Origin of the sequence: Shewanella yunxiaonensis, assembly GCF_018223345.1 — a bacterium.
Lineage (GTDB): Bacteria > Pseudomonadota > Gammaproteobacteria > Enterobacterales > Shewanellaceae > Shewanella > Shewanella yunxiaonensis.
The window spans coordinates 1,490,697-1,515,640 of sequence record NZ_CP073587.1 but is presented as its reverse complement, the minus strand read 5'-3'; the positions used below and the strand labels follow the sequence as shown (position 1 = coordinate 1,515,640).

Here is a 24,944-nt window from a genome sequence, read left to right as displayed (position 1 = left end):
CGTCATAGCGCTACGCGACAAAAATTAACCATCAATATTTTAAGCGTTAATTCAATCTGTTAGAAAGTTCGCTGTAAGTATTCAACAAAGTTGTCCACAGATTTTGTGGATAACCATGACGGTTGTTCAGTGATGATTCAGATGCTCAACCCTATATATCCTTGCGGCTTGCGGTAAACGCTAAAAAACCGGATACTTGCACTATCGGTCTCTATTTGTAGTGCTATGAGATACTTAATATTTTTCTGCATGTTATGCCTTAGTGGCTGTGGGGACACCGTCAAAGACGGTGAAGCGACGCCGGAACAAATATCCTTGGGATTCTTCCAGGCTATCTACATTGATAGAAATGTTGAAGAGGCCACCCAATATGTCGATGCCCCCATAAAAGAAGTCCTGCGCAGTTACTATATTGCCGCTTCGGTGCAGCGTTATATGTTTAATCTATCGATGACTGACGTTACCTTGTCGATAGAAGACATCGATATCGACTTTTTCCGCAAATTCACGGATGAAGTTACCGTCGTAGTAAAGTTAGTGGGTAAAAAAGCGGGTGAAAACTGGGCGGATGACCGCACTATCAAACTAAAAAAACGCGGTAACAGCTGGATTATTGTAGAGATTGTACCTGAAACCGGGAAAACCAACGTTGGTGGATTTTAGACGAGGCTTATCCTGAGGCGTTGAGCATGCTAAACTCGAGTAAGTTTTCCGAACTCACTGGCCAATCATGAAGCAGTTACTGGACTTTCTCCCTCTCATCATCTTCTTTGCTGTCTATAAGTTATACGACATCTATATCGCCAGTGGCGTATTGGTTGCCGCTACCGCACTTCAGTTGATTATTAGTTACGCCATTTACCGCAAATTGGAAAAATTGCACGTCATCACTTTTGTGGTGGTCGCGATTTTTGGTTCGCTGACGTTGTTTTTACATGATGATGTTTTCATCAAATGGAAAGTCACCATTGTTTATGCCTTAATGGCACTGGCATTGGTTGTCAGCCAGTGGCTTAAGCGACCAGTGCTAAAATCTATGCTGGGAAATGAGCTCAAAGTCGATGATCGGATCTGGGCCAGAGTCACCTGGTATTGGGTGCTGTTTTTTGCGTTATGTAGCCTTGCTAACCTGTATGTGGCGTTTCACCTGAGTCAGGAGACATGGGTCAACTTCAAGGTGTTTGGCCTGACCGCTGCCACGCTACTCAACACAGTGATTACTGTTTTATATCTGTTTAAACACATACCCGAAGAACAACGGAAGGAACTTAAATAATGTGGTACATGATCTCAGCACAAGATGTTGAAAACAGCTTAGAAAACCGTTTATCAGTACGCCCAGCTCACCTTGCGCGTCTGCAATTGCTCGCTGACGATGGGCGCTTGATGGTCGCAGGGCCACACCCCGCCGTAGACAGTGATAATCCAGGCGCAGCCGGTTTTACAGGTTCACTGGTGGTCGCTGAGTTTGAATCGCTGGAAGCAGCAAAAGCCTGGGCTGATGCAGAGCCTTATGTTGCTGCTGGGGTTTATGCCAGCGTCATTGTTAAACCTTTCAAACCGGTTCTGCCGTAAATGAAAATTGTTTCATTCAATATCAATGGATTGCGTGCGCGGCTCCATCAGTTACAAGCGTTGATTGACTGCCATCAGCCAGACATTATTGGGCTTCAGGAAACAAAAGTGCACGATGAAGCCTTCCCATTAGCTGAAGTTGAAGCGATGGGTTACCAAGTACAATATCATGGCGGGAAAGCCCATTATGGCGTGGCTTTACTGTCAAAAGTTGAACCATTGAAGGTGCATAAAGGCTTTCCCACAGATGCCGAAGATGCTCAGAGACGTCTGATTGCAGGAGAGTTTATGCAAGCTAACGGGCGTCTATTAACTGTCATCAACGGTTACTTCCCGCAAGGTGAAAACATTGCGCATGAAGTGAAATATCCTGCCAAAAGAAAGTTCTATGCTGATTTAATGCGGTGGTTGAGCAGCAGCTTTAGTCCTGAACAAGATATTGCGATTATTGGCGATATGAATATCTCCCCTATCGATCTTGACATCGGCATTGGTGACGTTAACGCCAAACGCTGGTTACAAACAGGGAAATGCAGTTTTCAGCCTGAAGAGCGGCAATGGTTTAACACCTTATTGGATTGGGGACTTGTCGATACGTTCAGACAACTTCATCCGCAACGGGAACAACGTTACTCTTGGTTTGATTACCGCAGTCGTGGATTTGACGACAATCGAGGCCTGCGCATTGACACCATCCTCGCAAGCGCACCTTTAGCTCTGCGTTTGAAGGAGTCAGATGTAGATTATGATTTAAGGTCCATGGAAAAACCTTCAGATCACGCACCTATCTGGAGTACGTTTGACTGCGGCAAATAAACTTGTCGATATCGTTAATCTGTATCCAATTTACAGGCTCAAAAGAAAATGCCCGGCTACTCACCGGGCCTTTTTCTGTCAGTGATTTAGTTACTGCAACTCTGAATCACTAGCGGATTAGTGATAACAATCGCTGGCGCACCCGCAGCAGCCGTTGCTGCAAAAGTTGCCACTTCAGCCTGCATCTCGGCTGTTGCGGCGGCGGCCATACCATCAGTCACGCCACTTACCTCTGAAGGATTGGCAATTGAGCTATGGTGTCCTTTCGTAAAACGCACCGCTCCGGATGATGCACTGGTATCGACGCAATTCAGGCCCAGATTTGTAATCAATGGCTCGGTGCCCGACAACGGGAAGCCACTCACACTATTTGGTAACACCTGATCTGGTTTATTGCCAGCACCATCACCGACAATTTCAATCAGGTGCACCGGCAGTCCTGACGCTTGCAACATACTGACTTGACTAATCGGGTCACTACTATCAATCGCGGTTTGCACAGCGAAAGCAAAGGTTGGTAAGAAACTCTGGTAAACCGAACTCACTAATGCTGCATATTCAGCAGAATCCTCAGCATAGCCTTCGGTATTGGCCGCAGTGACCAATGCCTTAAAAGTGTCACTGGCAGTAATACTGGCATAAAGCACCGGAGAGAAGGTGGCAGAACCCGCAAAGCTTCCAGCCAGACCACCACTTGGCGCCACTAATGATACCCCTTTAATACCATAATAATTAGGTAAAGCATTACCGCTGATTGGATCAATCAAGCCACTGCTTGCATAAGTCGCAAAGTCAGTGCCAACGATTGCTCCCAAGCTCAGGCCTTGAGCAGTCATTTTATCTGCATCAAATAACGGTGTTGCACCGGTAGCGGCCTGAGTTGCACTTAATCCACCTAAAGCCAAACGCAATGCTAGATGGTCAACAGTCGCCTGGCGGAAGTTATCACGCACTGACAGTGTACTGGCAATATTCACAAACACTAACGCGCTGCCATTAGTAAAAGCATTGGGCTTACCAATAACAGCACCAAACGATGGGTCGGTAGCAGAAACCTCATAGGTCCCATCGCCATTAGCATCAAACGATCGTGCACCGTGTAATGGCATATCCATCGCAACAACAGCCACCCCTGCTGCGGCATAACTCCCCGCATAAGCTAAAGCCATCTCCTTACCGCCCCCAAGTCCATGCATGGCTATCGTGGCAGGCCAACCTGTGGTCGGTGCGCTAAAGGTTTTTCCCTGACTAGCATAAAATGCGGCCAGTTTGGTCGCGTTGGGTACCGTAATGAGCAACGGTACGGTTTCATAGCCTTTAATGGCTGGGATAGGATTAAAGCGCGTAAGGTTTCGGGTTAGATCAGCATTACTGCCATCATCCAATGTCCAGGTTTTACCAACAAGTAAAGACAGATCAGCTAACGCTGCACTCGGATCAATGCCGTAAGCCATAGCTTGCTCTGCAAAATGACTTTGGCTCAAGCTACCATTCTGTAATGCCTGCAATACTGCGACCGGACTATCGCCCAGCGCTACCCAATGACCATCGATAGTGCTACAGCTGGCAGAAGAACAATCACCATAAATCGGTAACTTAATGGAAGCAGTATAAACGTCGGCCATATCCGCTAGAACATAAGCGGTACCATCCGCCACCGTTAATCCTGCTGTGGTTGCGGCGGTATAGCCCGTAGCGACAGGGGCTTGCACCCAGCTCGGGGCATAAGCAGAATTGCTTTGTAACATCATCAATTTAACGGCTTCATATACATTGCTGACAGACTGAGTTGTGAAGAGTCCAGCATAGATAATGCTAGCACTATCAATGCCATAAGTGTCTGTGAGAACTTTTTCATAGCTATTGACTAATGTCTGTAACATCAGTTGTTCTGCTGTTTCCAGTGGATGGGTTTCAATATCCATTTTCAACAATGCATACGTAGTAGACGGTGCAACACTGCGACCTTCTGTATCCTTAATTAACGTCGTTGCCACATACAGGTAGGAGTGCGCGGGCTTCAACGGTTTTAGTGGCACAACGATGATATTGTTACCTGATACCTGAGTGATAAAATCCTCTCCCCACGTCAATTCATCACTCACCTCACAAGCACTAACAGCTGCTTCAGCCTGACACGCAGCTTGCGTTGATAATGGTCCACCGCTTACCGCTTCAAACAGACGTATGGCCCCAGGCTGAGTTACAGAAGACGCCAACAGTCCAATCGCGTTACCATTACTATCAGTCGATGGTGCAAAACCAATAGTGATAGGCTGTGTTGTCGACCAACCATCTAGCGCCCCCAACGCTAACTGCGGATCAGTATAATCGCCCGCACTTTCTCCCGGCATATTGAGTGTGCCATCAAGCGTGCCGCTGAGCAGCAAGTCGTTTGGCACAGGTATCGCAGAATTAGCCGGATCGAACACAAGATGCGTCTCTGGCACTAATGGTTCGGTACTGTCCTTCAGTTCGTCGTAACTGTCCCCACCGCAGGCTGTGAGTCCCAATGCCACAATGGTTGTGGTGACCACTATCAGTCTGTTCATATTTGTAACCCCAAGTCTTGTTGTAGTAGTTTTGTTTCCCTGACAAATTGGCCACAATACCCCAATGCTTGTGACTGCAGGAATGAGACCTATGTCTCAATCTTTAACAAGTTAATGCATATTTGGTGTTTTAGCTACAGAACAGAAACAAATGAAACCAATGTATTACGGCACTAATCAGCCATTTGTTTTAAACAACGAGGGAAACGCCTGCCAACAGCAATAAGGTTGCGGGTTACTGAAATTACGGGAATTGTGCTGATGTTGGACTATCAAGCGAAAAAAGATTTATTAACAAATAAAATTATTCTGGTGACTGGGGCTGGTGATGGCATAGGTCGTACAGCAGCCATAACTTATGCCGCACATGGTGCTACGGTTATTTTACTGGGACGCACCCAAAGAAAACTGGAAGCGGTATATGATCAGATAGTCGCCCAAGGCTACCCCCAACCTGCAATCATGCCACTGGATTTGGCAAGTGCCACAGTTGGTGATTACCAACATATGGCAGCGCTAATCGATGCACAATTCGGGCGGCTGGATGGCTTGCTGCACAATGCCAGTTTACTGGGGACTCTGACATTACTGGAACAACTTCCGCTCCAGGAGCTGGAACTACTGCTCAAGGTCAATGTGGTGGCAGAACTTGCCATGACACAAGCGTTGTTACCCTTGCTTAGACAAGCAAGTACGGCTTCTATCCTTTTTACCAGTAGTGGTGTCGGACGCAAAGGACGTGCTTATTGGGGAGCGTATGCTATCTCAAAATTTGCCACTGAAGGCATGATGCAGGTGTTAGCCGATGAGATTGATGGCAGTTCAGTAAGAGCTAACAGTATTAATCCCGGGGGCACCCGTACGACTATGCGTGCCAGTGCCTATCCGGCAGAAGATCCTCTCACGCTGAAAACACCGCAAGAAATTATGCCGCTATATCTATACCTGATGGGCGATGACAGTCTCCATGAAAATGGCCAGGCTTTCAGTGCACAACTTAAACCTACTATTTCAAAATGATTAACGATAAAAACGACAAGGAAATGAATATGGATCAGTCATCCACTTATCCAATTGGGACACCGGGTGTGCCTTGGGGCGATAGCGAAAAAACTCAATGGCGCCAATCACGTGCAATCCAACGCAGTTATCAAGCAGAAGTATTAGACAAAATCTCTGCATTAGCGGCAACGTTTGACATCATTCAATACGGAGCACTGAGCTACGATACCAAACGTTATCCGCTACTGGCACTCAAATCAAAAAACTGGGATGCAGCCAAGCCTGGGGTATTAATCACCGGAGGCGTCCACGGCTATGAGACCAGTGGGGTTCAGGGGGCATTACTTTTTGCCCAATCCCAAGCGCAGCTTTTTACCAACGATTTTAATCTGCTCATAGCGCCCTGTGTTAGCCCCTGGGGCTACGAAGTGATCAACCGCTGGAATCCATTGGCGATAGACCCAAACCGCTCGTTTTATGTAAACAGTCCTGCCGAAGAGTCTGCTTCATTGATGGCCTTAGTTGCTGAACAACCTTGTGAATTTTTAGCGCATATTGATCTTCATGAAACAACCGATACCGATGAAAGTGAATTTCGGCCTGCGCTATCGGCAAGAGATGGCAAAGCATATCAGCCTGGCGAAATTCCCGATGGCTTTTATGTAGTTGATGATAGCGCCCATCCACAACCGGCTTTTCAAAAAGCGATTATTGCGGCTGTTGCAAAAGTCACCCACATTGCGCCAGCCGATAAAGACGGCAATATCATTGGGTCAAAGGTAGTGCAACCCGGGGTTATTGAATATGCACTTAAGGAGCTAGGCTTATGCGCCAGTGTTACAGGGGCGCCTTATACTTGCACGACGGAGGTTTATCCTGACAGCCCTAATGCCACCGATGACATCTGTAATCAGGCGCAGGTTGCCGCAGTTTGTGGTGCGCTCAAATTCCTGCTTCAAAACGGCTAACCCCTAACAACGCTAAAGATAAAGGCCACTATTCGTGGCCTTTTATGTTGAAATAATTACTGGCGGGTTGTCTTTCCCTGTGACGTTTTCTGTTTACGTACCGCACGCCGCACTTTAGCACTGCGTACTTTGGCTCGTGCCACGCTGTGCTTATCCATTCCCAACATGGAGCGGGTTTCAGGTTCTAGTCCAGCGAGCTGTCGTAGATAGTTCACTTGCTCCAGCGGCAACTCCATCCAGCCACCACGAGGCAACGTCTTAGGCAATTCAATCATGCCATAGCGGACTCGGATCAAGCGACTGACCTGCACTTCTACCGCTTCCCACAAACGCCGCACTTCTCGGTTACGGCCTTCATGTAATGCCACGTGCCACCACTGGTTAATGCCTTCACCACCCGCCGCTTTGATTTGATCAAACTGTGCCGGACCATCTTCCAGCATCACGCCAGTACGCAGCTTTTGCACCACCAGATCGTTGACTTCACCAAAGGTACGCACCGCATATTCACGTTCCACTTCATTTGACGGATGCATCAGCCGGTTAGCGAGTTCACCATCAGAGGTAAACAGCAACAAACCTGAGGTGTTGATATCCAAACGCCCGACAGCAACCCAACGACTATCGCGGGTACGCGGTAGTCGATCAAAAACCGTTGGCCGACCTTCCGGATCTTTGCGAGAACAGATCTCACCTTCCGGTTTGTGGTAAGCCAGCACCCGACAAATCACATCTTCCGCTGACTTGAGCGATACCTGGCGACCATCGATACGGACCTTGGCATCTGCTTCAATGCGGTCGCCAAGATTAGCAATTTCTCCATCGACACTCACCCGGCCTGCAGCTATCCATGCCTCCATCTCACGACGGGAGCCATGGCCAGCACGGGCCAAGATTTTCTGCAATTTTTCACTCATTAATAGACTCTTCTATGGTTTCCGGCATGGTCTTCATTCCTGAAAACACTGCCTCTAATGATTCGGCATCCGTTAACGGTGGCAAGTCTGCCAATTTATCGAGGCCGAAATAGGCCAGGAACTCCGCTGTCGTAGCAAACAATGAAGGCCGTCCCGGCACCTCTTTATGCCCCACGACACGGACCCAGCCGCGATCAGTTAAATTTTTGATGATCTGACTGCTGACAGCCACACCTCGCACAGCTTCAATTTCCCCTCGGGTTACTGGCTGCTGATAGGCAATAACCGCCAAGGTTTCTAACGTGGCACGTGAATATTTTGGTGCCTGCTCCTGCCACAGCATCTGCAATATTTCACTCAGACTGTCGCGAGTCTGGAATCGATAGCCACCCGCGACATTCACCAACTGCACGCCACGTTCCTGATATTCCATTACCAGTTCATCCAACAATGATTTCAGCCTTGGCACAGATACACTGAAATCCGCTAACACCGTTTCTCGTAACACTTTCACTGATACTGGCTTGCCCAACACAAACAAGGTGGCTTCCACCAGTTGCTTTAGCTGAGAATCATTGATTTGCGCCAAGGACAGCCTCCGTTCCAGTTAAAATGCCTTCAGATATATTGGCGCAAACGGTTCACTTTGCACCAATTCCACCAGCAAGCCTTTCACCAGTTCCATCAATGCCAGAAAACTAACTACGACTCCGGCACGGCCTTCACTAATACTGAACAGCGCTTCAAACGGCGTGTAACGCTCACTTGAAAGCTGTGTCAATATCTGACTCATACGTTCACGCGTCGATAATTGCTCTTTTCGTACTTGATGATCACCGTAGGCTTCTACCCGCTTTAACACGTCGCCAAAAGCACGCGCCAATTCCAGTAGGCTCACGTCAGGAGGCACCAACCGAGGTCGAATTTCTGGGGATGGTGCAGCGCTAGCCTGGAATACATCTCGCTCTAACCTTGGCAAATCATCCAACCGCATAGCAGCATCTTTGATGCTCTCATAAGCCTTCAACTGCCTGATCAGCGCTGCCCGCGGATCATCTTCTTCGTCAGCTTCCAGTTCCGGTTTAGGTAACAGCAAGCGAGATTTAATCTCCGCCAGGGTTGCTGCCATCACCAAATAATCGGCAGCCAACTCGACTCTGGCCCCCTGTAACATCTCAATGTATTCCAGGTACTGAGACGTGATCTGCGTAATCGGCAGATCAACCACATCCAGCTTTTGTTTGCGGATCAGGTACAGCAACAGATCCAACGGTCCTTCAAAGGCTTCGAGAAATACCGCCAGCGCTTCAGGAGGAATAAACAGATCGGCGGGAAGTTCTTGTAAGACTTCACCACGCACTACAACCAAGGGTAAGCTCTGTTGCACACCTTCAGTCATCCATTTTCCTCTTTGTCAGGGCGCTGACGAGCGCGCGATTATAGCGGGTAATCATGGTTAAAGAAACGGCGAAATATCCCCTGCGCCTTCACGGACGATTTCCATACCGTCTTCGGACATGTCGATAACCGTAGTGGGCTTTTCGCCAAGATAACCACCAGCGACAATGGCATCGACTTGATGCTCCAGCTCATCACGGATTATTTCCGGATCGGATTCCGCGACATCATTGCCGGGAAGTACCAAGGTCGTCGACATTAAAGGCTCACCGAGCACCTCCAGTAACGCCAGCGCGATCACGTTGTCCGGTACACGGATACCGATGGTGCGCTTTTTCTCGTTCTGCAACCGCCGAGGTACCTCTTTAGTGGCTTTAAAAATGAAGGTGTAGGGACCAGGGGTGTTGTTTTTTAACACTCGAAACGCCTGATTATCTACTCGCGCATAAGTGGATAATTCAGAAAGATCTCGGCACACCAAGGTAAACTCATGGTTATCACCTAGCTGACGGATCCGGGCAATACGAGTCATTGCGTCTTTGTTGCCAATCATACAACCCAAGGCATAACCGGAATCGGTGGGATAAACGATAACCCCCCCATTTTTGAGTATATTCACGGTCTGATTGATCAGACGCGGCTGAGGATTCACCTCATGTACATAAAAAAACTGACTCATTGTTTAACTGTCCATTGCTCACTGTGCCAAACCCATTCTAACCCCTTGGGCCGACGTAAATTTTTTCCAAGTTCCAGCCAGCGGCCTGGAAAATGAAAATCGCTGCCAACTGACGCTTTCAAACCATTCAGGTTTGCCAACTGAGCCAACTGCACTAAATCTTCAGGTGATTGTTGCCCTAAGACCACTTCCATGGCATCACCACCGGCTTCTTTAAACTCTCTGACAAGTTTCTTTAACCACTTCCCCTTAAGCTGGTAACCACTCGCATGCGCTAGCACCGCGATGCCACCAGCGGCATGGATCACGTCGATCGCACTTCGCATATCGCCCCAGTTATTAGGCACATAACCGGTTTTACCGCGGGCTAAATAACGTTTAAACACTTTACCAATGTCATCAACAATCCCCGCCTGCACCAGATAACGGGCATAGTGTCCGCGACTCAATGCTGCGTCCCCCGCTAATGCCTGGGCTCCTTGATAAGCGCCCATAATCCCAGCTTTCTCAAGCCGATGACCAATCTCTTGCGCCCGTTCGTTACGCAAACAACGTTGCCGCTCAAGAAACGCTAATAACGGCGGATAATGGCAATCAAATGCCAGGCCCACAATATGGATATCATAAGCATGCCAATGGGTTGAGATCTCTACGCCATTGACCAGCGTTATTGGTTGAGACAAGCCAAGATTAAACTGCTTGGCAATAGTTAAGCCCGCGACCGTATCGTGGTCGGTAATGGCTAATACATCTACACCGTTAGTTTTTGCCCGGGTGATAAGTTCGGCAGGAGACAACGCTCCGTCGGAGGCTGTGCTATGGCAGTGCAGATCGATACAAGATTGTTCAGTAATCATCTGCTTATTGTACTTGAGTTTGTTGTACAAATGCGATTTATCTTGTTTACAGCGCACAATATTTTCAAAAAGTTAGTAATAAGTCGTTGACATTACCTGCTGTCTGCGGTTTTCTATAAGCCAATTACTGAGCTGGATTATTTCGTCATGTATAACATCGCTTCTCTTAACATCGTATGGTGGTGGCACTCCCCTTAACGCGGGTGGTGTGAAGCGCTGTATTCAAACGAGACAGCAAGATTCAACAAAGAAGCCCGCAAAATTGCGGGCTTCTTTCGTTTTTAACCCAAGAAGAGCTGCAGAAAGGGTAAAACGCAATGCAACACAGGACGGAAAAATGAGCAGATTTAAGCAAATTGCCACGGTCAACTATCGTAAGCAACCGCTTCCCTACCAGGATGATCCGCTGCGACTGTACAAACAGATTACCAATGACAAACCACACACTATGTTGCTGGAATCTGCTGAAATTGAAAGTAAAGACCACCTAAAGAGCTTTATTATCACTGACGCCGCCTTGAGCATTACCTGCATGGGACAAACCGTCAGCTTCAGTGCTCTCACCGAAAATGGCGCAACCTTGTTACCTGCCATTGCACAATACTTCAAACCACTGGCCAACATCAGTGAAAGCAACCGCTTGTTGATTGTCACCTTCGCTAAAGCAGTTGGTGAACTTGATGAAGATGCTCGCCTTAAAGCGCTGTCTCCCCTTGAAGGATTGCGTGTGCTGCAGCAAGGTATCCGCATGGCCGGTGAGGATTGTTTTGAAGGCTTGTTTTTAGGCGGTGTGCTTGGTTACGACCTGATTGCCACTGTTGAACCATTACAAGAAGTCGCTAATAGTGATAATCACTGCCCTGATTATCTATTCTATCTCGCTGAAACGCTTATCGTAGTAGATCATCAACGGCAGGATGCCGAGATTGTTACCCATGCGTTCAGCCAGGATAACAAAATCACCAAGAAGCTAGACCAGCGAGTCGCTGAGATTATAGAACTGTGCCAACAGCCGTCAGAAGTTCCACCATTGCGAGGTGTCCGTACTGAAGTGTCAGCTAACATCAGTGACGCAGAATATGGTGCCCAAGTAGAGCAACTTAAAGAACATATCCGCGCGGGTGATATTTTTCAGGTAGTGCCCTCTCGTTGTTTTCAACTGCCCTGCCCCAACACGCTGGGGGCTTATCGGGCACTGAGACTCACCAATCCCAGCCCATACATGTTTTATTTACGCACCGCTGACTTCACGCTCTTCGGCGCATCGCCAGAAAGTGCCGTGAAATACGAGACTCACACTAATCAGGTAGAGATGTACCCAATTGCCGGGACTCGTAAACGCGGCAAGGATGCTGACGGTAACATTGATGCTGACCTCGATGGTCGTATAGAACTGGAATTACGGCTCGATAAAAAGGAATTAGCAGAACACATTATGCTGGTTGACTTGGCTCGTAATGACATTGCCAGGATCAGTGAAAGTGGTACTCGTAAAGTGTCGGATTTACTTAAAGTTGACAGATATTCTCACGTGATGCATTTGGTCAGTCGCGTTACCGGGCAATTACGCAGTGACCTTGATGCCCTGCACGCTTATCAGGCGTGTATGAATATGGGCACACTCGTAGGTGCCCCCAAAGTACGTGCCGCACAACTTGTCCGGAGTGTCGAACAAAAGCGTCGAGGCAGTTATGGCGGGGCCGTAGGTTATATCAACGGACTGGGCGACATCGATACCTGTATTGTGATTCGTTCTGCCTTTGTCAGCGAAGATACCGCATACATCCAAGCGGGGGCGGGTGTCGTTTATGATTCTGAACCTTTAGCCGAAGCAGAAGAAACCCGGCAGAAAGCTCAGGCCGTTATCAGTGCCATTAAGTTGGGAGGTGGCCTATGAAAATCTATCTGCTCGATAACTTTGACTCATTTACCTATAACCTCGTTGATCAGTTTCGTAGTCTCGGGTTCGAAGTGGTCATTTATCGTAACGACATCAGCGCCGATACCATCGCGGAAAAGATGTTGGCTGAACCAGTACAAGCAGCCTTGGTATTGTCGCCCGGTCCTGGCGCCCCATCGGAAGCGGGCTGCATGTTACAGTTAATAGATAAAGTCGCTGGCAAACTCCCGATTTTAGGGATCTGCCTTGGACATCAGGCATTGGTCGAATATTACGGCGGAAAGGTAGGCCGTGCGGGTCAGATTGTTCATGGAAAATCCAGCCCGGTTGAACACAGCACGAAGGGGGTCTTTGACGGGTTGCCATCTCCGCTGCCGGTTGCCCGTTATCACTCTCTGGTAGCCACTGAAGTGCCAGAATGCCTAGAGGTGATCGCCAGTTATGATGGTATGCCCATGGCAGTGCAACATAAACAACATGCATCTGTCGGCTTTCAGTTCCACCCAGAATCTATTCTCACCACCCAGGGCAGTACTTTGCTGGTGCAGACCCTGCAATATTTAACGTTTGATCGCAGGGAGAGTCGTAATGCCTGATATCCAACCTTTAATGGAGCAACTATATGCGGGACAGTCACTTAGTCGCAGTCAGTCAAAAGCGCTATTCGCACCGCTGATCGCGGGAGAACTCAGTGAAGCCGCTATTTCAGCGTTATTGATAGCGTTAAAGATCAAAGGTGAAACCATTGACGAAATCAGCGGTGCTGCCGATGCACTGCTGGCAGCAGCAAAGCCTTTCCCGATGAGTGGCAAGGGCGTTATTGATATCGTCGGTACTGGTGGCGATGGACATAACACCATTAATATTTCCACGACCGCCTGTTTCGTGGCTGCCGCCGCCGGTGCCAAAGTTGCCAAGCATGGAAATCGTGGCGTATCGAGTAAATCCGGTGCATCCGATCTATTGTCAGAGCTGGGAATTAAGCTCACTATGTCGCCTGAGACTGCCGCCCATTGTCTTAGTGACATGGGGATCTGTTTTCTGTTTGCACCTCACTATCATGGTGGTGTTCGTCACGCAGTACCTGTGCGTCAGGCACTAAAGACCCGCACCGTATTTAACGTATTGGGCCCGCTTATTAATCCTGCACGCCCAGATTACATGTTGCTGGGTGTTTATAGTCCAGCGTTGGTCGCTCCGATTGCCGGAGTGTTACAAGCGCTGGGTGTAAAACGTGCCATGGTCGTCCATGGTGCCGGACTGGATGAAGTAGCACTGCATGGTGAAACCTTGGTCGCTGAACTAAAGGACGACAAGATAACCGAATATCGCCTGACACCAGCAGATTTTGGCGTCGCCACCGCGACGATTGACGCGCTGGAAGGCGGTACGCCAGCAGATAACGCGGCTATCACTTTGGCGGTTCTCAACGGTAAAGGTACAACTGCCCAGCGAAATGCAGTTGCAATCAACGCCGCGTGCGCCCTGTATATCAGTGGCCTCGCAGACAATTTACGTGCAGCAACCTTGCTGGCTCTGCAAACAATCGATTCCGGCCGCGCCGCCATTCTCGTGCAGCAACTGGCAACAGGGAGTCAACTGGAGACGATCAATGAGTAATGTGTTAACTCGCATTGTCGACACCAAAACTGAACATATCGCTAGTCTGAAAAAACGCTTTCCAGAAGAAAGTCTGCGACCACAAATATCACATCGCAGTCTTTACCGAGCGCTTAGTGGTCCGAAGGCCAGTTTTATTCTGGAATGCAAAAAGGCCAGTCCTTCTAAAGGGCTTATTCGTGATGATTTTGATCCACAGTCAATTGCGGCGACATACAGCCATTACGCCAGCGCCGTATCAGTGTTGACTGATGAGCAATTTTTCCAGGGGGATTTTAATTTTATCCCGTTGGTACGCAGCCAGGTGGACCAACCGATCCTGTGCAAGGACTTCTTTATTTCGCCTTACCAGATAAAACTAGCGGCACATCAGGGCGCTGATGCAATTCTGCTGATGTTGTCAGTTTTAGATAACGTGCAATACCGGCAATTGGCGGCCGAAGCTGCCAAATACAGACTGGATATTCTTACTGAAGTCTCCAACGAGGAAGAACTACATCGCGCCATTGCGCTAAATGCACCACTGGTAGGGATCAACAACCGTAATCTGCGAGATTTGACTACGAATATTGTCAATACTGAGCGACTAGCCCCCAAATTACCTAAAGACATGCTGGTGATCAGTGAGTCGGGGATCTACACCCATGCCGATGTCAGACAACTGGCACCTTTGGTGAACGGTTTTCTGGTAGGGAGCTCGCTGATGGCAGAGGATGATTTAGATTTAGCCTGCCGCAAACTTATTTTTGGTCACAACAAAGTCTGCGGCATTACCCGCAGTAGCGACCTGCACGCTGCGGCTGATGCCGGTGCCGTTTATGGCGGATTGATTTTTGCCCCACAATCTTCCAGAAAAGTTACGCTGGAACAGGCTCTTGAGTTAGCAAAAAGTAATCGCGAACAGAAACAACACTTGTTGCTGGTAGGCGTATTCGTTGATGCCCCGACAAGTGAAATCGTTACCGTTGCCGTAGCACTTAAACTAGATGCCGTGCAACTGCATGGAAAAGAGGATGACACGGCGCTTGCCCGACTGCGTGAGGGCCTCGACAACGCTGGCATGAGTGCCACTGAAATTTGGAAAGCCATTCCGGTAAACGCCGAGGGAGAAACGGCAGCCATCAGTATCCCCGCTCATGCTGACCGTGTTCTTTACGACAGTAAAACCGGGGCCAGTTTTGGTGGTACTGGTAAAGCGTTTAACTGGCAGCAACCACTGCCTAGCAAAGCAGATGCGATGTTGGCCGGTGGTTTGGGACCGGATAATGCCGCTGAAGCGGCAGAACAAGGATTCTTCGGACTGGACTTTAATTCGGGTGTGGAAGTGGCTCCCGGTATCAAAGACAGTGACAAAATTTACGACGTACTGGCAGCCGTCAGGGCGTAAACCAAAAGATTGACTGCGGTACGCCGCGGCGAAGGAATTAAAATCATGAGCGAGACGTTACTCAACCCCTACTTTGGGGAATTCGGCGGTATGTACGTACCGCAAATTCTGATGCCAGCCCTCAAACAGCTGGAGCGGGCATTTGTAGAAGCGCGCCAGGACCCAGCATTTCAGGAAGAATTTCAGGATCTGCTGAAAAACTATGCAGGGCGCCCCACTGCATTAACGCTGACCCGCAATCTGTCACCAAATCCTAAAGTAAAAATTTACCTCAAGCGTGAAGACCTGCTGCATGGCGGTGCTCATAAAACCAATCAGGTGATCGGTCAGGCATTGCTGGCTAAACGCATGGGCAAAACTGAAATTATCGCAGAAACCGGTGCAGGACAACATGGTGTGGCTACCGCGCTGGTCTGTGCATTGCTCGGTCTGAAATGCCGGATCTATATGGGCGCAAAAGACGTTGAACGCCAAAGCCCTAACGTATTCCGGATGCGACTGATGGGGGCAGACGTAATCCCCGTACATTCTGGCTCATCCACCTTGAAAGATGCCTGTAACGAAGCCATGCGTGACTGGTCAGGTAGCTATGAGCGTGCCCATTATCTTTTAGGAACAGCCGCCGGTCCGCATCCCTTCCCGACCATCGTCAGAGAATTTCAAAAGATGATTGGTGAAGAAACCAAACGCCAGTTGCAAGAACGCGAAGGCAGATTGCCTGATGCCGTTATTGCCTGTGTTGGGGGTGGTTCCAACGCTATTGGCATGTTTGCTGATTTCATCGATGAGCCTTCTGTCAAACTTATTGGCGTTGAGCCAGCCGGAAAAGGCATCGAAAGCGGCATGCACGGTGCACCATTACGCCATGGCAAACTGGGGATTTATCTTGGGATGAAATCGCCGTTGATGCAGGATAACGAAGGACAGATTGAAGAATCCTACTCCATCTCTGCCGGGCTAGACTTCCCATCTGTAGGACCTCAACACGCCTATCTTTATGCATCCGGTCGTGCCAATTATGAATCAGCCACCGATGATGAAGCATTGGAAGCGTTCCAGCTGCTAGCGCGCCATGAAGGTATCATTCCGGCACTGGAATCCGCTCACGCAGTCGCTTATGCGTTGCGTTATGCCAAAGAATGCACCGAAGACACCATTCTGGTAGTGAACCTTTCTGGTCGTGGCGACAAAGACATTTTTACTGTTTCAGACATACTGGCTGCCCGCGAAGCCAGCCAGGAGGCTTAACATGAGTACACGTTACCAAGCGTGTTTTTCCCGTCTTGCTGCGGAAAAACGCGGAGCATTTGTTCCCTTTGTAACGCTGGGAGATCCTAATCCTGAGCAGTCCCTGGCGATTGTGGATACTTTGGTCGCTAATGGCGCCGATTGTCTGGAACTGGGCTTTCCTTTTTCCGACCCACTGGCAGATGGCCCAGTGATCCAGGGAGCCAATCTTCGGGCATTACACAGTGGCACGACCCCTACTCTTTGCTTTGAGATGATTGCGCAGATCCGCGCGAAATATCCCGAACTTCCAATTGGTCTGCTGCTATATGCCAATCTGGTGTACGCCAACGGCATACTCAATTTCTACCAACGAGCTAAAGCCGCAGGCGTTGACTCCGTCCTGGTTGCAGATGTTCCTGTAGAAGAATCTGCGCCATTTGTTACGGCAGCTAAAAGCGTGGGGATCGCGCCCATTTTTATCGCACCGCCAAATGCAGATCATGATACGTTGGCGTTGGTTGCCAGAACGGCGGAAGGATATACCTATCTGCTATCACGTGCCGGTGTCACCGGAGCTGAAAACAAAGCGGGGATGCCAGTTCATGAAATTCTTGATTCACTAAAACAATTTGATGCTCCGCCGCCGCTGTTAGGTTTCGGCATTGCGGAACCCGCCCAGGTCAAGGCGGCTATCGAAGCCGGTGCAGCCGGAGCCATCTCGGGTTCTGCGGTAGTAAAAATTATTGCCGCGAATCTGGATAATCCGGCGTTGATGCTGGAACAACTAGGCGCTTTTGTCAAAGCAATGAAAGGTGCGGCATAGGCCTGAATCATATAGATTAAGTTACTGATTAAAGGCAGGAATAATCCTGCCTTTAATTTTTTATAAGTAATCGCTTTTTATGGAAAAATACCATAAAAAAATCATGGTCTTTACCTTGAAAAAATAGTGTTTGGTACCATATTACAATCAGGTAATCGAGGGATTACCGAAAGGTTGAATCACCTTGGGATGACATCACATAAGGAGGTCAATATGAAATTACGTCCTTGGAATCCTGCAGAAGAATTCGACAATCTGTTCAGTCGTTTTGGTTCACTGGCTAACTGGACAAATCCGTTTATGGTCGGAGAACGTCACTGGTTGCCGGCCACCGATATCAGCGAAAATGCTGATAACTACCTGTTGAAGGTAGAACTGCCGGAAATGAAAAAAGAAGATATCAGCCTCAATATAGAAGATGGCTGCTTAGTGATCTCCGGCGAACGTAAACATGAACACACAGATGATAAACAGCATATGACCGAGAGATTTTACGGTCAGTTTGTTCGTCGTTTCCAGTTACCAGATAATGTCGATGACAATGCTATTGATGCAAAATTCGACAACGGCATGTTGTATTTAACACTGCCCAAAATTGAAGTGAAAGCTGACGTAAAACATCAGATCGATATTCACTAATTGTTGATGTTACTCACCTAAAAGCCACCTCCGCTTGAGGTGGCTTTTATATTTTTGTCTCTCAATGTGTTTAACATAAAGAAAACAATTAGCTTTTGTTATTTACAACACTGTTAGAAAACTGCTTTTTGCTGAATCTCAATCAGATAGACCATTCCATTCTGTCAAATTTGTGCTAGATTTCTGGCGTACTGAATATATGCAGATTACAACTAATGTTAACGTCTCTGCACCTCTACAGGTTTTGTCATTACCTGTAAAATAATTTGTAAGGAACCCCGTTGTTACGGGAGATACCGGAAAGTCACATAACCCAGAGTCTGCTTATGCCATTCAATTTATTGTCTGCGACAGAAACTTTTAACAATTCATCCTTTAATACTTTTAAGGACGCCTCGGCAGTTCGCAAAGTAAAGCTTCGCTTGCGCAATTTGAGTCGTGGCTTGCTGATTTCCTGCAGTTTGCTATTAAGTCTGTCAGCATGTGCTGTCGGGCTGCAGGTAACACCCAAAGAGGGTGAAACCTTCGATTATGCTTGGCTAAAGGGTTTTGCCCGTAACTTGGCTACCGAACCCTACGTCAGTCATAAAGGGGAATTACCCAGCAGCCTGCAACATCTTGACTGGGATGATTACCAACAGCTGCACTTCAAGAAAAAAGCCGCGTTATGGCGTAATGACGACGTAAACTTTCGGGCAGAGCTATTCCATTTAGGGTTATATTTTGACACGCCGGTGCAAATGTATGAACTGCAAAATGGTAAAGCTACTCCCATCAAGTATTCCCCTTCCTTGTTTGACTATGGCAAGTCGAAAGTGGATGGCAAAGCCTTACCTAAAGATCTGGGATTTGCAGGATTTCGCATGCAATTCCACACCGACTGGCAGCGTGACGTTATAGCCTTTCTTGGTGCCAGTTATTTCCGCGCAGTTGGGCAGGAAATGCAATATGGCCTATCGGCTAGAGGGTTGGCAGTCGATACTGCCATGGATCATCCTGAAGAATTTCCAATCTTTACCGACTTCTGGCTGGAACATCCCACCAACAATTCAGATGTCACCACTGTGTACGCGCTGATGGATTCGCCTAGTGTCACTGGCGCCTATCGTTTTGATATTCAGCCAGGTGCCCGATTAAAAGTGAAGGTTGATGCGGCAATTTATCCACGTAAAGCCATCGCGCGTCTTGGTGTCGCCCCATTAACCAGTATGTACATGGTGGGTGAAAATGACCGTCGCACAGACTATGACTGGCGCCCAGAAATCCATGATTCAGATGGTCTCGCGATGCACACAGGTAACGGTGAGTGGATTTGGCGACCTTTGAATAACCCCGCCGAATTGCGTTTTAACGCCTACAGCGACAATAATCCCAAGGGCTTTGGTCTATTACAACGCGACCGTAATTTTGACCATTATCAGGACGACGGCGTGTTTTATGAAAAGCGGCCAAGTCTGTGGATTGAGCCCACCAGTGACTGGGGAAAAGGTTCAGTACAGTTGGTAGAGATCCCAACCCTGGATGAGACCTTTGATAACATCGTGGCGTTCTGGAATCCTGCGCAACCTATAGAAGCCGGACAAGAATTACTGTTTAGCTACAACATGTATTGGGGCGGCATTCCACCTCAGCAGTCCCCCAAAGCTAAGGTGGTAGACACCTTTACCGGTATTGGCGGGCTCATTGGAAAAAAACGTCCTTACTACAGCAAACGTTTCGTCGTGGATTTTGCTGGCGGTTCATTGCCAATGCTCAGTAAAGATGCCGAGGTGAAAGCCGTTATTTCGGTGTCTCGAGGTCGCACAGAAATTGAATCTGCCAGACCATTACATGAGATTGATGGCTACCGGGCGATGTTTGATTTGGTGCCACCCGATGAAAGTACTGACCCGATTAATATCCGTCTGTATTTGGAGTCTGACGGACAACCACTGTCTGAAACCTGGATGTATCAGTGGAACCCACCGCCAGCGGCGCAGCGCCAGCTACATAACGCGGGGCACCTGAAGTAACAATATGAACGCCGGTTTATGCCGGCGTTTTTATATCTGTTACGTAATGTCACAGGATCGCGCAGCCAGTACCCCAACCGAGTCAGCGTTAACCGGCTTAGGCTCGCGTCCTCAAATGCTCGGAACTATCGAAACTGCAGCGTCGGGTCACATCTTACAGTACTGTTCTTTTATCTTAATATTTCGTTAAGAATGCCAAGGGTAAATTCGGTTTTGCATAGCCATTGACGCAGTTGTAAACCACCAGTTCACGCGGCCGTCAATCCTGTCCCAAACCCAGTTACCGCGAACAGCATCTGTTCGTCTGAGAGGCAGCAATGAAAGCATGTTTAGCCGTCTGCGGCTTGCTCCTGTGTTCAACTCCCGCTTTTGCTAACGGTAATTCCAGTTTAAACAGTGAGTTAGGACATTTCGCTGGCGGCGTATTTACCTCTAGTGCCGTCACTGCGCTTAGCAATTACATTGCGCCAGAACAAAACCGAGCATGGAACGGATTTTGGGTGCCAACAGCAGTGAGTTCACTGGAAGAGTTACGTGAATTTGCCGTAGGCGATAATACGGCTGGCGAAGCATTGCTCGATGCCAGTTGTTTTGCCGTGGGGGCTTTCATTGGCAGTTACAGCACCAACCACTTTTTGCTGACGCCAACCGTCGGTAAAGATGGTGAAACAGGCCGTTACTTCGGCTTAAATCTGGCCTTTCGTTTTTAAAAAAATAGTGATGATAATCCTGTAGTTAATCATCGCCGGGTGATAACGCTTGTGATCAGCACCAGTAGGAGTCAACCACAGTGACGCCTACGAAACACAAAGCAATCTTTTTTTATCCCAGACGTTTATGAAAACGTTTGGATGCGATCAATACCCCGACACAAGTGAATCCCAGTAACCATAGCGCATCTTTCCCAAGCGATAGCACTTCAGCTTGCCGTAAAACCACGCCACGAACCATCCGTATAAAATGGGTCGCCGGAAACGCTTCAGCAATCCACTGTGCGGCCACTGGCATGGCCTCGTAAGGGAACATAAAGCCTGATAGCAAAATAGAGGGCATCAGCACAAAAACGGTCATCTGCATGGCCTGTAACTGTGTTTGTGCAATCGTACTGATCACTAACCCCAACGTGAGACTGGCACAGATAAACAGCAGAGAAGCCAGCAACAACGAGTCCAGCCCCCCGCGCACAGGTACCGCAAACACCCAATGTCCCACACTAAGAATAATGGTCACCTGAATAAGCCCGACTAACACATAGGGAATAATTTTGCCGAGCATCAGTTCCAGCGGTTTTACTGGCGTGGCAATCAAGAACTCCATATTGCCCTGCTCCCGCTCCCGGACAATGGCCGCCGAAGTAAACATAATCATGGTCATGGTCAGAATGACCGCCAGTAATCCTGGCACAATGTTCACTACCGAGCGCTGCTCTGGGTTGAAATACTCGACCACCTCAAAAGTCGGTACCACGGCAGTTACGCTGCGATTTGCCAACTCGTCCAATGGCATGGTACGCAATGCCCGAATGGTGGCCGCCACCATAGTATCTGAACCATCTACCAGCCATTGCGCCACCGGGCGCGTCACAGCAGAACGTTCACGCTTGCTGTCAAAGGCTGGATGATTAACTAAACGTTCACCAAAATCCGCAGGCAGATACAACACCGCCTTCACTTCACCATTGGTAATGGCTTTTTCCGCCGCAGCAGCCGATGAATAATGATGTTTAAAATCTACGACTTGCGAAGCAGTCAGCGCCTGTAATAACGCTCTGCTATAGCTGCTTTGACTTAGATCTACAATACCGGCTGGCACATGCCGAACATCGGTGTTAATGGCATAGCCAAAGAGCATTAGCTGTAATAACGGGATCATCACAATCATGCCAAATGTCATGCGATCACGCGCCAACTGCTTCAACTCTTTGGTGATAATCGCGAGCAATCTAGCCCACATGCCGGCCTCCGGTACAGGTAACAAACACATCTTCCAGGCTCGGCCTGACCACCTCAAGTTGATGGTTGCCGCAGAGCGGTTGCAGTAAGCCCAATGGATCCTGTTGGGCATCATTCACCAATACCCGCAAACGACTGCCAGCCTGAGAGGCAGAAATAACGTCCTTCAGTGTGGATAACTGCTGCTTTAATTGACGCAATCCCTCACCACTCACTTCTATCACTTTGGCGCCCATGGATTGCATCAACTGCCGTGGCGTATCATCCGCACGTTTGATGCCGTGTTCCATAATCGCCAATTTATGACAACGCTCGGCTTCATCCATATAATGGGTAGACACCAAAATAGTGGTCCCGGCAGCGCTAAGATCAAAAAGTTGCTCCCAAAAGTCCCGACGGTTCTGAGGATCGACAGCCGATGTCGGTTCATCTAGGAACAATAGTTCCGGACGATGTAGGGTGGCACAAGCTAGCGCCAACCGTTGTTTCTGCCCACCACTCATGGTGCCCGCTAACTGCTGGTGCCTGTGAGCCAGTCCATATTGTTGCAATAAATCATCAATGCGACTTTTACTGGCTTTACCGCGGACGCCATAGATCGCAGCCACAAATCGCAGGTTTTCCAATACTGACAGATTTTCATACAGCGAAAATTTCTGCGTCATATAGCCAATACGACTCTTGAGTTGCTCCTCATGCCCTTTAAGCGTCTGCCCCAAGATAGCGATTTCACCCTCACTGGGCTCAAGCAATCCAGTCAATAAACGAATCACCGTGGATTTACCACTGCCATTGGGTCCGAGGAATCCATAAATGGTACCTTTCGGAATGCTCAGATCCAGCTGGTTAACGGCAACCAGGTCACCAAATCGGCGTGTTAGCCCTTTGGTGCTAATCGCTATCTCGTCAGTTAGCGCTTCACCTGCGTCCATAGCATTCATGGTAAGCGTACCTCAAGCGCGATCCCTACTGGCAAATTTGCAGCATCAGGTAAATCGATATCGGTGAGATACATCAGCCGCGCGCGATCTCGTTCATTTAAGGCAAAATAAGGGGTAAATGCAGGTTGGCTGCGGATATTACTCACGGTACCGATGAGCGGTTGTTGACGGCCATCTACCCACACTTGCAGTTGCTCACCCTTATGGACTTTGCCCAACGCCGTTTGCGGTAAATAAACCCGCGCATAGGCTCGGTCAGCAGCGAGTAAGGTCACGAGTTGCACGCCTGCAGCCACTCTATCGCCGGTTTTCCAGGGCAAGATATCGACTTCACCGGCTTTAGGCGCTTTTAAACTCAGATCTGCCAGAGATTTTTCTGCCGAGGCAAGTGCGGCGGTTGCTTCATCAACCTGTGCTTTTGCCTGCGCAATCTCTTCGCTGCGAGTACCATTTTTTAGTTCCAGCCACTGTTGTTGCGCCTGCTCGGTCAATGCTTGTGTCTGTTTTTTTAGCGCGGTGGCGGAATCCAGATCGGCCTTACCTACCATCTTTTTCTGGTACAACGCCTGGGCACGACGGAATTGTTTATTGGCATCTTCGGCTTGCGCTTTAGCGGCCTGCATTGCCGCCTCAGCCGCCGCGAGTTGTTCTGCCCGGGCTCCCGTTTTTAGCTGTTGCAGTTGAGCTGTCACCTGATCCAGAGCCGCCTGACGTTGTGCAACCGTAGCTTTGGCATTACGGCTGTCTAACTGCAACAGCAGCTGACCAGCCTTAACCTGTTGACCTTCCGTTACCGCAATATTGCTGATCTGTTCTGCTATCGGTGCCGATAGGATCATGCGATCACGCTCCAAGGTCCCCATCGCACGTTCCTCATCCGCCCCGGAACACCCAGTCAATAACAGCAGCCATAGCCAGCAGATGTGCTTGTATTTCATTTGTGTTCTCCAAGCCCTGAGGGCGGCATATTATCAGGATTAAATAACCCTTCGCGCATCACAATACGGTTATGATTTAGTAACTTAGTTAGCCATACATCCGTAAGTTCCATGCCAAATTCCTGCATCAATACTCTTGGTGCAATTAAAGGAAAAACCATGAGGCTGATAAAGCTAAGGCGGATCAATTGAGGGTCAAGCGAAGTGTTAAGTTGTTGTCTGGCGGCGAGCTGCCGTACCCAGTCACTGGCGTTGCCCAACATTTCCCGAAAAACAGTGGAGAGAATAGTGAATGCCTCATTATCCCCCTGATTGTTCAACACCTGAAAAATCAGCCGAGGCAGTGCAGGATTGGCCGACATCATCTGATAGTAGGCCTGCATGAGCTCTTCCGGGGAGTGCAGTTCGCAACTCAAATTATGTTTGAGAATTTGGGCGACAGGGGCAATGGTTTCACGCACCATTGTTTCAAACAGCCCAGCCTTTGAACCAAAGTAATATCGGATCATCGCTGCATCAACATTTGCCCTACGCGCAAGTTCACGAATTGATACTCGCTCATAGGCATTATGCAGAAAACACGCTCTGGCAGCGTCCACCAGCGCCGCGCGAGTTTGCGGATCGCCCTTAGGTCTTCCTGGTTTTGCTGGCATCGTTAACTCCTAAAATTCATCTACTGATGAATATAACCAACAACACCGTTAATCGCAGGGAGTTTAATTCAACAAAAACAAATAC

The 24,944-nt window shown here is 48.6% G+C and carries 25 protein-coding genes; 15 read left to right on the top strand and 10 right to left on the bottom strand.

The annotated features are described in order from the left end of the window. The first annotated feature begins 225 nt into the window (after positions 1-225). From KDN34_RS07035 to xthA, 4 genes are all read left to right on the top strand, one after another. Entirely contained in the window at positions 226-663 is a 438-nt protein-coding gene (locus KDN34_RS07035; protein WP_212596179.1) for a hypothetical protein, read from the top strand. A gap of 67 nt (positions 664-730) precedes the next feature. Next, a complete protein-coding gene (locus KDN34_RS07030; RefSeq protein ID WP_212596178.1) occupies positions 731-1,276 on the top strand; it encodes a septation protein A in 546 nt (181 codons plus the stop codon). Continuing rightward, a complete protein-coding gene (locus tag KDN34_RS07025; protein ID WP_212596177.1) occupies positions 1,276-1,575 on the top strand; it encodes a YciI family protein in 300 nt (99 codons plus the stop codon). Before KDN34_RS07030 ends, KDN34_RS07025 begins: the two co-directional genes overlap by 1 nt. Further along, positions 1,576-2,391 carry an exodeoxyribonuclease III gene (gene xthA, locus KDN34_RS07020; protein ID WP_212596176.1) on the top strand — a complete coding sequence of 272 codons (816 nt, stop codon included), beginning with the start codon at positions 1,576-1,578 and terminating at the stop codon, positions 2,389-2,391. It begins immediately after the preceding gene. 86 nt (positions 2,392-2,477) lie between these two features. Here the strand turns inward: xthA and KDN34_RS07015 are convergent, their stop codons facing one another. Then, entirely contained in the window at positions 2,478-4,943 is a 2,466-nt protein-coding gene (locus tag KDN34_RS07015) for a VolA/Pla-1 family phospholipase (RefSeq protein WP_212596175.1), read from the bottom strand. Between the two features lie 261 nt (positions 4,944-5,204). Here KDN34_RS07015 and KDN34_RS07010 point away from each other — a divergent pair, with 261 nt between their 5' ends. Both KDN34_RS07010 and KDN34_RS07005 read left to right on the top strand, forming a co-directional pair. Beyond that, positions 5,205-5,963, top strand: a complete 759-nt coding sequence (locus KDN34_RS07010) for a YciK family oxidoreductase (protein ID WP_212596174.1) — start codon at positions 5,205-5,207, stop codon at positions 5,961-5,963. Between the two features lie 29 nt (positions 5,964-5,992). After that, a complete protein-coding gene (locus tag KDN34_RS07005; RefSeq protein WP_212596173.1) occupies positions 5,993-6,913 on the top strand; it encodes a M14 family metallopeptidase in 921 nt (306 codons plus the stop codon). Between the two features lie 56 nt (positions 6,914-6,969). On the opposite strand, the gene rluB is transcribed toward KDN34_RS07005, so the two are convergent. From rluB to rnm, 5 genes are read right to left on the bottom strand one after another with little or no spacing between them, the layout of a single operon-like run. Further along, the gene (gene rluB, locus KDN34_RS07000; RefSeq protein ID WP_212596172.1) at positions 6,970-7,830 is read right to left on the bottom strand and encodes a 23S rRNA pseudouridine(2605) synthase RluB; all 861 of its coding nucleotides are present in this window, start codon (positions 7,828-7,830) and stop codon (positions 6,970-6,972) included. Beyond that, complete coding sequence (gene scpB, locus KDN34_RS06995) at positions 7,823-8,419, bottom strand: SMC-Scp complex subunit ScpB (RefSeq protein ID WP_212596171.1); 597 nt, start codon at positions 8,417-8,419, stop codon at positions 7,823-7,825. Before scpB ends, rluB begins: the two co-directional genes overlap by 8 nt. Positions 8,420-8,437: 18 nt before the next feature. Then, a complete protein-coding gene (locus KDN34_RS06990; RefSeq protein WP_212596170.1) occupies positions 8,438-9,229 on the bottom strand; it encodes a segregation and condensation protein A in 792 nt (263 codons plus the stop codon). A 57-nt stretch (positions 9,230-9,286) separates the two neighbouring features. Next, on the bottom strand, positions 9,287-9,907 hold the full coding sequence (locus KDN34_RS06985; protein WP_212596169.1) for an L-threonylcarbamoyladenylate synthase: 621 nt from the start codon (positions 9,905-9,907) through the stop codon (positions 9,287-9,289). Then, positions 9,904-10,764 carry an RNase RNM gene (gene rnm / locus KDN34_RS06980; protein ID WP_212596168.1) on the bottom strand — a complete coding sequence of 287 codons (861 nt, stop codon included), beginning with the start codon at positions 10,762-10,764 and terminating at the stop codon, positions 9,904-9,906. The genes KDN34_RS06985 and rnm overlap by 4 nt, the downstream gene beginning before the upstream one ends. A gap of 337 nt (positions 10,765-11,101) precedes the next feature. Between rnm and KDN34_RS06975 the strand changes: the two genes are divergently transcribed. The 9 genes from KDN34_RS06975 (at position 11,102) to KDN34_RS06935 (ending at position 21,085) form a co-directional block, all read left to right on the top strand. Continuing rightward, the gene (locus KDN34_RS06975) at positions 11,102-12,661 is read left to right on the top strand and encodes an anthranilate synthase component 1 (protein ID WP_212596167.1); all 1,560 of its coding nucleotides are present in this window, start codon (positions 11,102-11,104) and stop codon (positions 12,659-12,661) included. Then, positions 12,658-13,260 (top strand): aminodeoxychorismate/anthranilate synthase component II, encoded by a 603-nt coding sequence (locus tag KDN34_RS06970; RefSeq protein WP_212596166.1) that lies wholly within the window; start codon positions 12,658-12,660, stop codon positions 13,258-13,260. The genes KDN34_RS06975 and KDN34_RS06970 overlap by 4 nt, the downstream gene beginning before the upstream one ends. Continuing rightward, entirely contained in the window at positions 13,253-14,284 is a 1,032-nt protein-coding gene (gene trpD / locus KDN34_RS06965) for an anthranilate phosphoribosyltransferase (protein ID WP_212596165.1), read from the top strand. The genes KDN34_RS06970 and trpD overlap by 8 nt, the downstream gene beginning before the upstream one ends. Beyond that, a complete protein-coding gene (trpCF, locus tag KDN34_RS06960; RefSeq protein ID WP_212596164.1) occupies positions 14,277-15,671 on the top strand; it encodes a bifunctional indole-3-glycerol-phosphate synthase TrpC/phosphoribosylanthranilate isomerase TrpF in 1,395 nt (464 codons plus the stop codon). The genes trpD and trpCF overlap by 8 nt, the downstream gene beginning before the upstream one ends. Before the next feature lie 45 nt (positions 15,672-15,716). Further along, complete coding sequence (gene trpB / locus KDN34_RS06955; RefSeq protein ID WP_212596163.1) at positions 15,717-16,919, top strand: tryptophan synthase subunit beta; 1,203 nt, start codon at positions 15,717-15,719, stop codon at positions 16,917-16,919. A 1-nt stretch (position 16,920) separates the two neighbouring features. After that, a complete protein-coding gene (gene trpA / locus KDN34_RS06950; protein WP_212596162.1) occupies positions 16,921-17,724 on the top strand; it encodes a tryptophan synthase subunit alpha in 804 nt (267 codons plus the stop codon). Positions 17,725-17,937: 213 nt separating this feature from the next. Beyond that, the gene (locus KDN34_RS06945; RefSeq protein WP_212596161.1) at positions 17,938-18,363 is read left to right on the top strand and encodes an Hsp20/alpha crystallin family protein; all 426 of its coding nucleotides are present in this window, start codon (positions 17,938-17,940) and stop codon (positions 18,361-18,363) included. A 326-nt stretch (positions 18,364-18,689) separates the two neighbouring features. Further along, the gene (locus KDN34_RS06940; protein ID WP_212596160.1) at positions 18,690-20,375 is read left to right on the top strand and encodes a glucan biosynthesis protein; all 1,686 of its coding nucleotides are present in this window, start codon (positions 18,690-18,692) and stop codon (positions 20,373-20,375) included. Between the two features lie 317 nt (positions 20,376-20,692). Then, positions 20,693-21,085: a hypothetical protein gene (locus KDN34_RS06935; RefSeq protein WP_212596159.1), complete on the top strand. Its 393-nt coding sequence runs from the start codon at positions 20,693-20,695 to the stop codon at positions 21,083-21,085. 112 nt (positions 21,086-21,197) lie between these two features. On the opposite strand, the gene KDN34_RS06930 is transcribed toward KDN34_RS06935, so the two are convergent. The 4 genes from KDN34_RS06930 to KDN34_RS06915 are packed head-to-tail and all read right to left on the bottom strand — an operon-like array spanning position 21,198 to position 24,859. Further along, the gene (locus tag KDN34_RS06930; protein WP_212596158.1) at positions 21,198-22,328 is read right to left on the bottom strand and encodes an ABC transporter permease; all 1,131 of its coding nucleotides are present in this window, start codon (positions 22,326-22,328) and stop codon (positions 21,198-21,200) included. After that, positions 22,318-23,268, bottom strand: a complete 951-nt coding sequence (locus KDN34_RS06925) for an ABC transporter ATP-binding protein (protein ID WP_212596157.1) — start codon at positions 23,266-23,268, stop codon at positions 22,318-22,320. The genes KDN34_RS06930 and KDN34_RS06925 overlap by 11 nt, the downstream gene beginning before the upstream one ends. Further along, a complete protein-coding gene (locus KDN34_RS06920) occupies positions 23,265-24,206 on the bottom strand; it encodes an HlyD family secretion protein (protein ID WP_212596156.1) in 942 nt (313 codons plus the stop codon). Before KDN34_RS06920 ends, KDN34_RS06925 begins: the two co-directional genes overlap by 4 nt. After that, positions 24,203-24,859, bottom strand: coding sequence for a TetR/AcrR family transcriptional regulator (locus KDN34_RS06915; RefSeq protein ID WP_212596155.1), 657 nt, complete (start codon positions 24,857-24,859; stop codon positions 24,203-24,205). The genes KDN34_RS06920 and KDN34_RS06915 overlap by 4 nt, the downstream gene beginning before the upstream one ends. Positions 24,860-24,944 lie beyond the last annotated feature (85 nt).

Bases quoted from the DNA above. Each gene is read 5' to 3' on its own strand.
- KDN34_RS07035 (WP_212596179.1), top strand. From the start codon at position 226: ATGAGATACTTAATATTTTTCTGCATGTTATGCCTTAGTGGCTGTGGG.
- KDN34_RS07030 (WP_212596178.1), top strand. From the start codon at position 731: ATGAAGCAGTTACTGGACTTTCTCCCTCTCATCATCTTCTTTGCTGTC.
- KDN34_RS07025 (WP_212596177.1), top strand. From the start codon at position 1,276: ATGTGGTACATGATCTCAGCACAAGATGTTGAAAACAGCTTAGAAAAC.
- xthA (WP_212596176.1), top strand. From the start codon at position 1,576: ATGAAAATTGTTTCATTCAATATCAATGGATTGCGTGCGCGGCTCCAT.
- KDN34_RS07015 (WP_212596175.1), bottom strand. From the start codon at position 4,943: ATGAACAGACTGATAGTGGTCACCACAACCATTGTGGCATTGGGACTC.
- KDN34_RS07010 (WP_212596174.1), top strand. From the start codon at position 5,205: ATGTTGGACTATCAAGCGAAAAAAGATTTATTAACAAATAAAATTATT.
- KDN34_RS07005 (WP_212596173.1), top strand. From the start codon at position 5,993: ATGGATCAGTCATCCACTTATCCAATTGGGACACCGGGTGTGCCTTGG.
- rluB (WP_212596172.1), bottom strand. From the start codon at position 7,830: ATGAGTGAAAAATTGCAGAAAATCTTGGCCCGTGCTGGCCATGGCTCC.
- KDN34_RS06990 (WP_212596170.1), bottom strand. From the start codon at position 9,229: ATGACTGAAGGTGTGCAACAGAGCTTACCCTTGGTTGTAGTGCGTGGT.
- KDN34_RS06985 (WP_212596169.1), bottom strand. From the start codon at position 9,907: ATGAGTCAGTTTTTTTATGTACATGAGGTGAATCCTCAGCCGCGTCTG.
- rnm (WP_212596168.1), bottom strand. From the start codon at position 10,764: ATGATTACTGAACAATCTTGTATCGATCTGCACTGCCATAGCACAGCC.
- KDN34_RS06975 (WP_212596167.1), top strand. From the start codon at position 11,102: ATGAGCAGATTTAAGCAAATTGCCACGGTCAACTATCGTAAGCAACCG.
- KDN34_RS06970 (WP_212596166.1), top strand. From the start codon at position 12,658: ATGAAAATCTATCTGCTCGATAACTTTGACTCATTTACCTATAACCTC.
- trpD (WP_212596165.1), top strand. From the start codon at position 13,253: ATGCCTGATATCCAACCTTTAATGGAGCAACTATATGCGGGACAGTCA.
- trpCF (WP_212596164.1), top strand. From the start codon at position 14,277: ATGAGTAATGTGTTAACTCGCATTGTCGACACCAAAACTGAACATATC.
- trpB (WP_212596163.1), top strand. From the start codon at position 15,717: ATGAGCGAGACGTTACTCAACCCCTACTTTGGGGAATTCGGCGGTATG.
- trpA (WP_212596162.1), top strand. From the start codon at position 16,921: ATGAGTACACGTTACCAAGCGTGTTTTTCCCGTCTTGCTGCGGAAAAA.
- KDN34_RS06945 (WP_212596161.1), top strand. From the start codon at position 17,938: ATGAAATTACGTCCTTGGAATCCTGCAGAAGAATTCGACAATCTGTTC.
- KDN34_RS06940 (WP_212596160.1), top strand. From the start codon at position 18,690: ATGCCATTCAATTTATTGTCTGCGACAGAAACTTTTAACAATTCATCC.
- KDN34_RS06935 (WP_212596159.1), top strand. From the start codon at position 20,693: ATGAAAGCATGTTTAGCCGTCTGCGGCTTGCTCCTGTGTTCAACTCCC.
- KDN34_RS06930 (WP_212596158.1), bottom strand. From the start codon at position 22,328: ATGTGGGCTAGATTGCTCGCGATTATCACCAAAGAGTTGAAGCAGTTG.
- KDN34_RS06925 (WP_212596157.1), bottom strand. From the start codon at position 23,268: ATGAATGCTATGGACGCAGGTGAAGCGCTAACTGACGAGATAGCGATT.
- KDN34_RS06920 (WP_212596156.1), bottom strand. From the start codon at position 24,206: ATGAAATACAAGCACATCTGCTGGCTATGGCTGCTGTTATTGACTGGG.
- KDN34_RS06915 (WP_212596155.1), bottom strand. From the start codon at position 24,859: ATGCCAGCAAAACCAGGAAGACCTAAGGGCGATCCGCAAACTCGCGCG.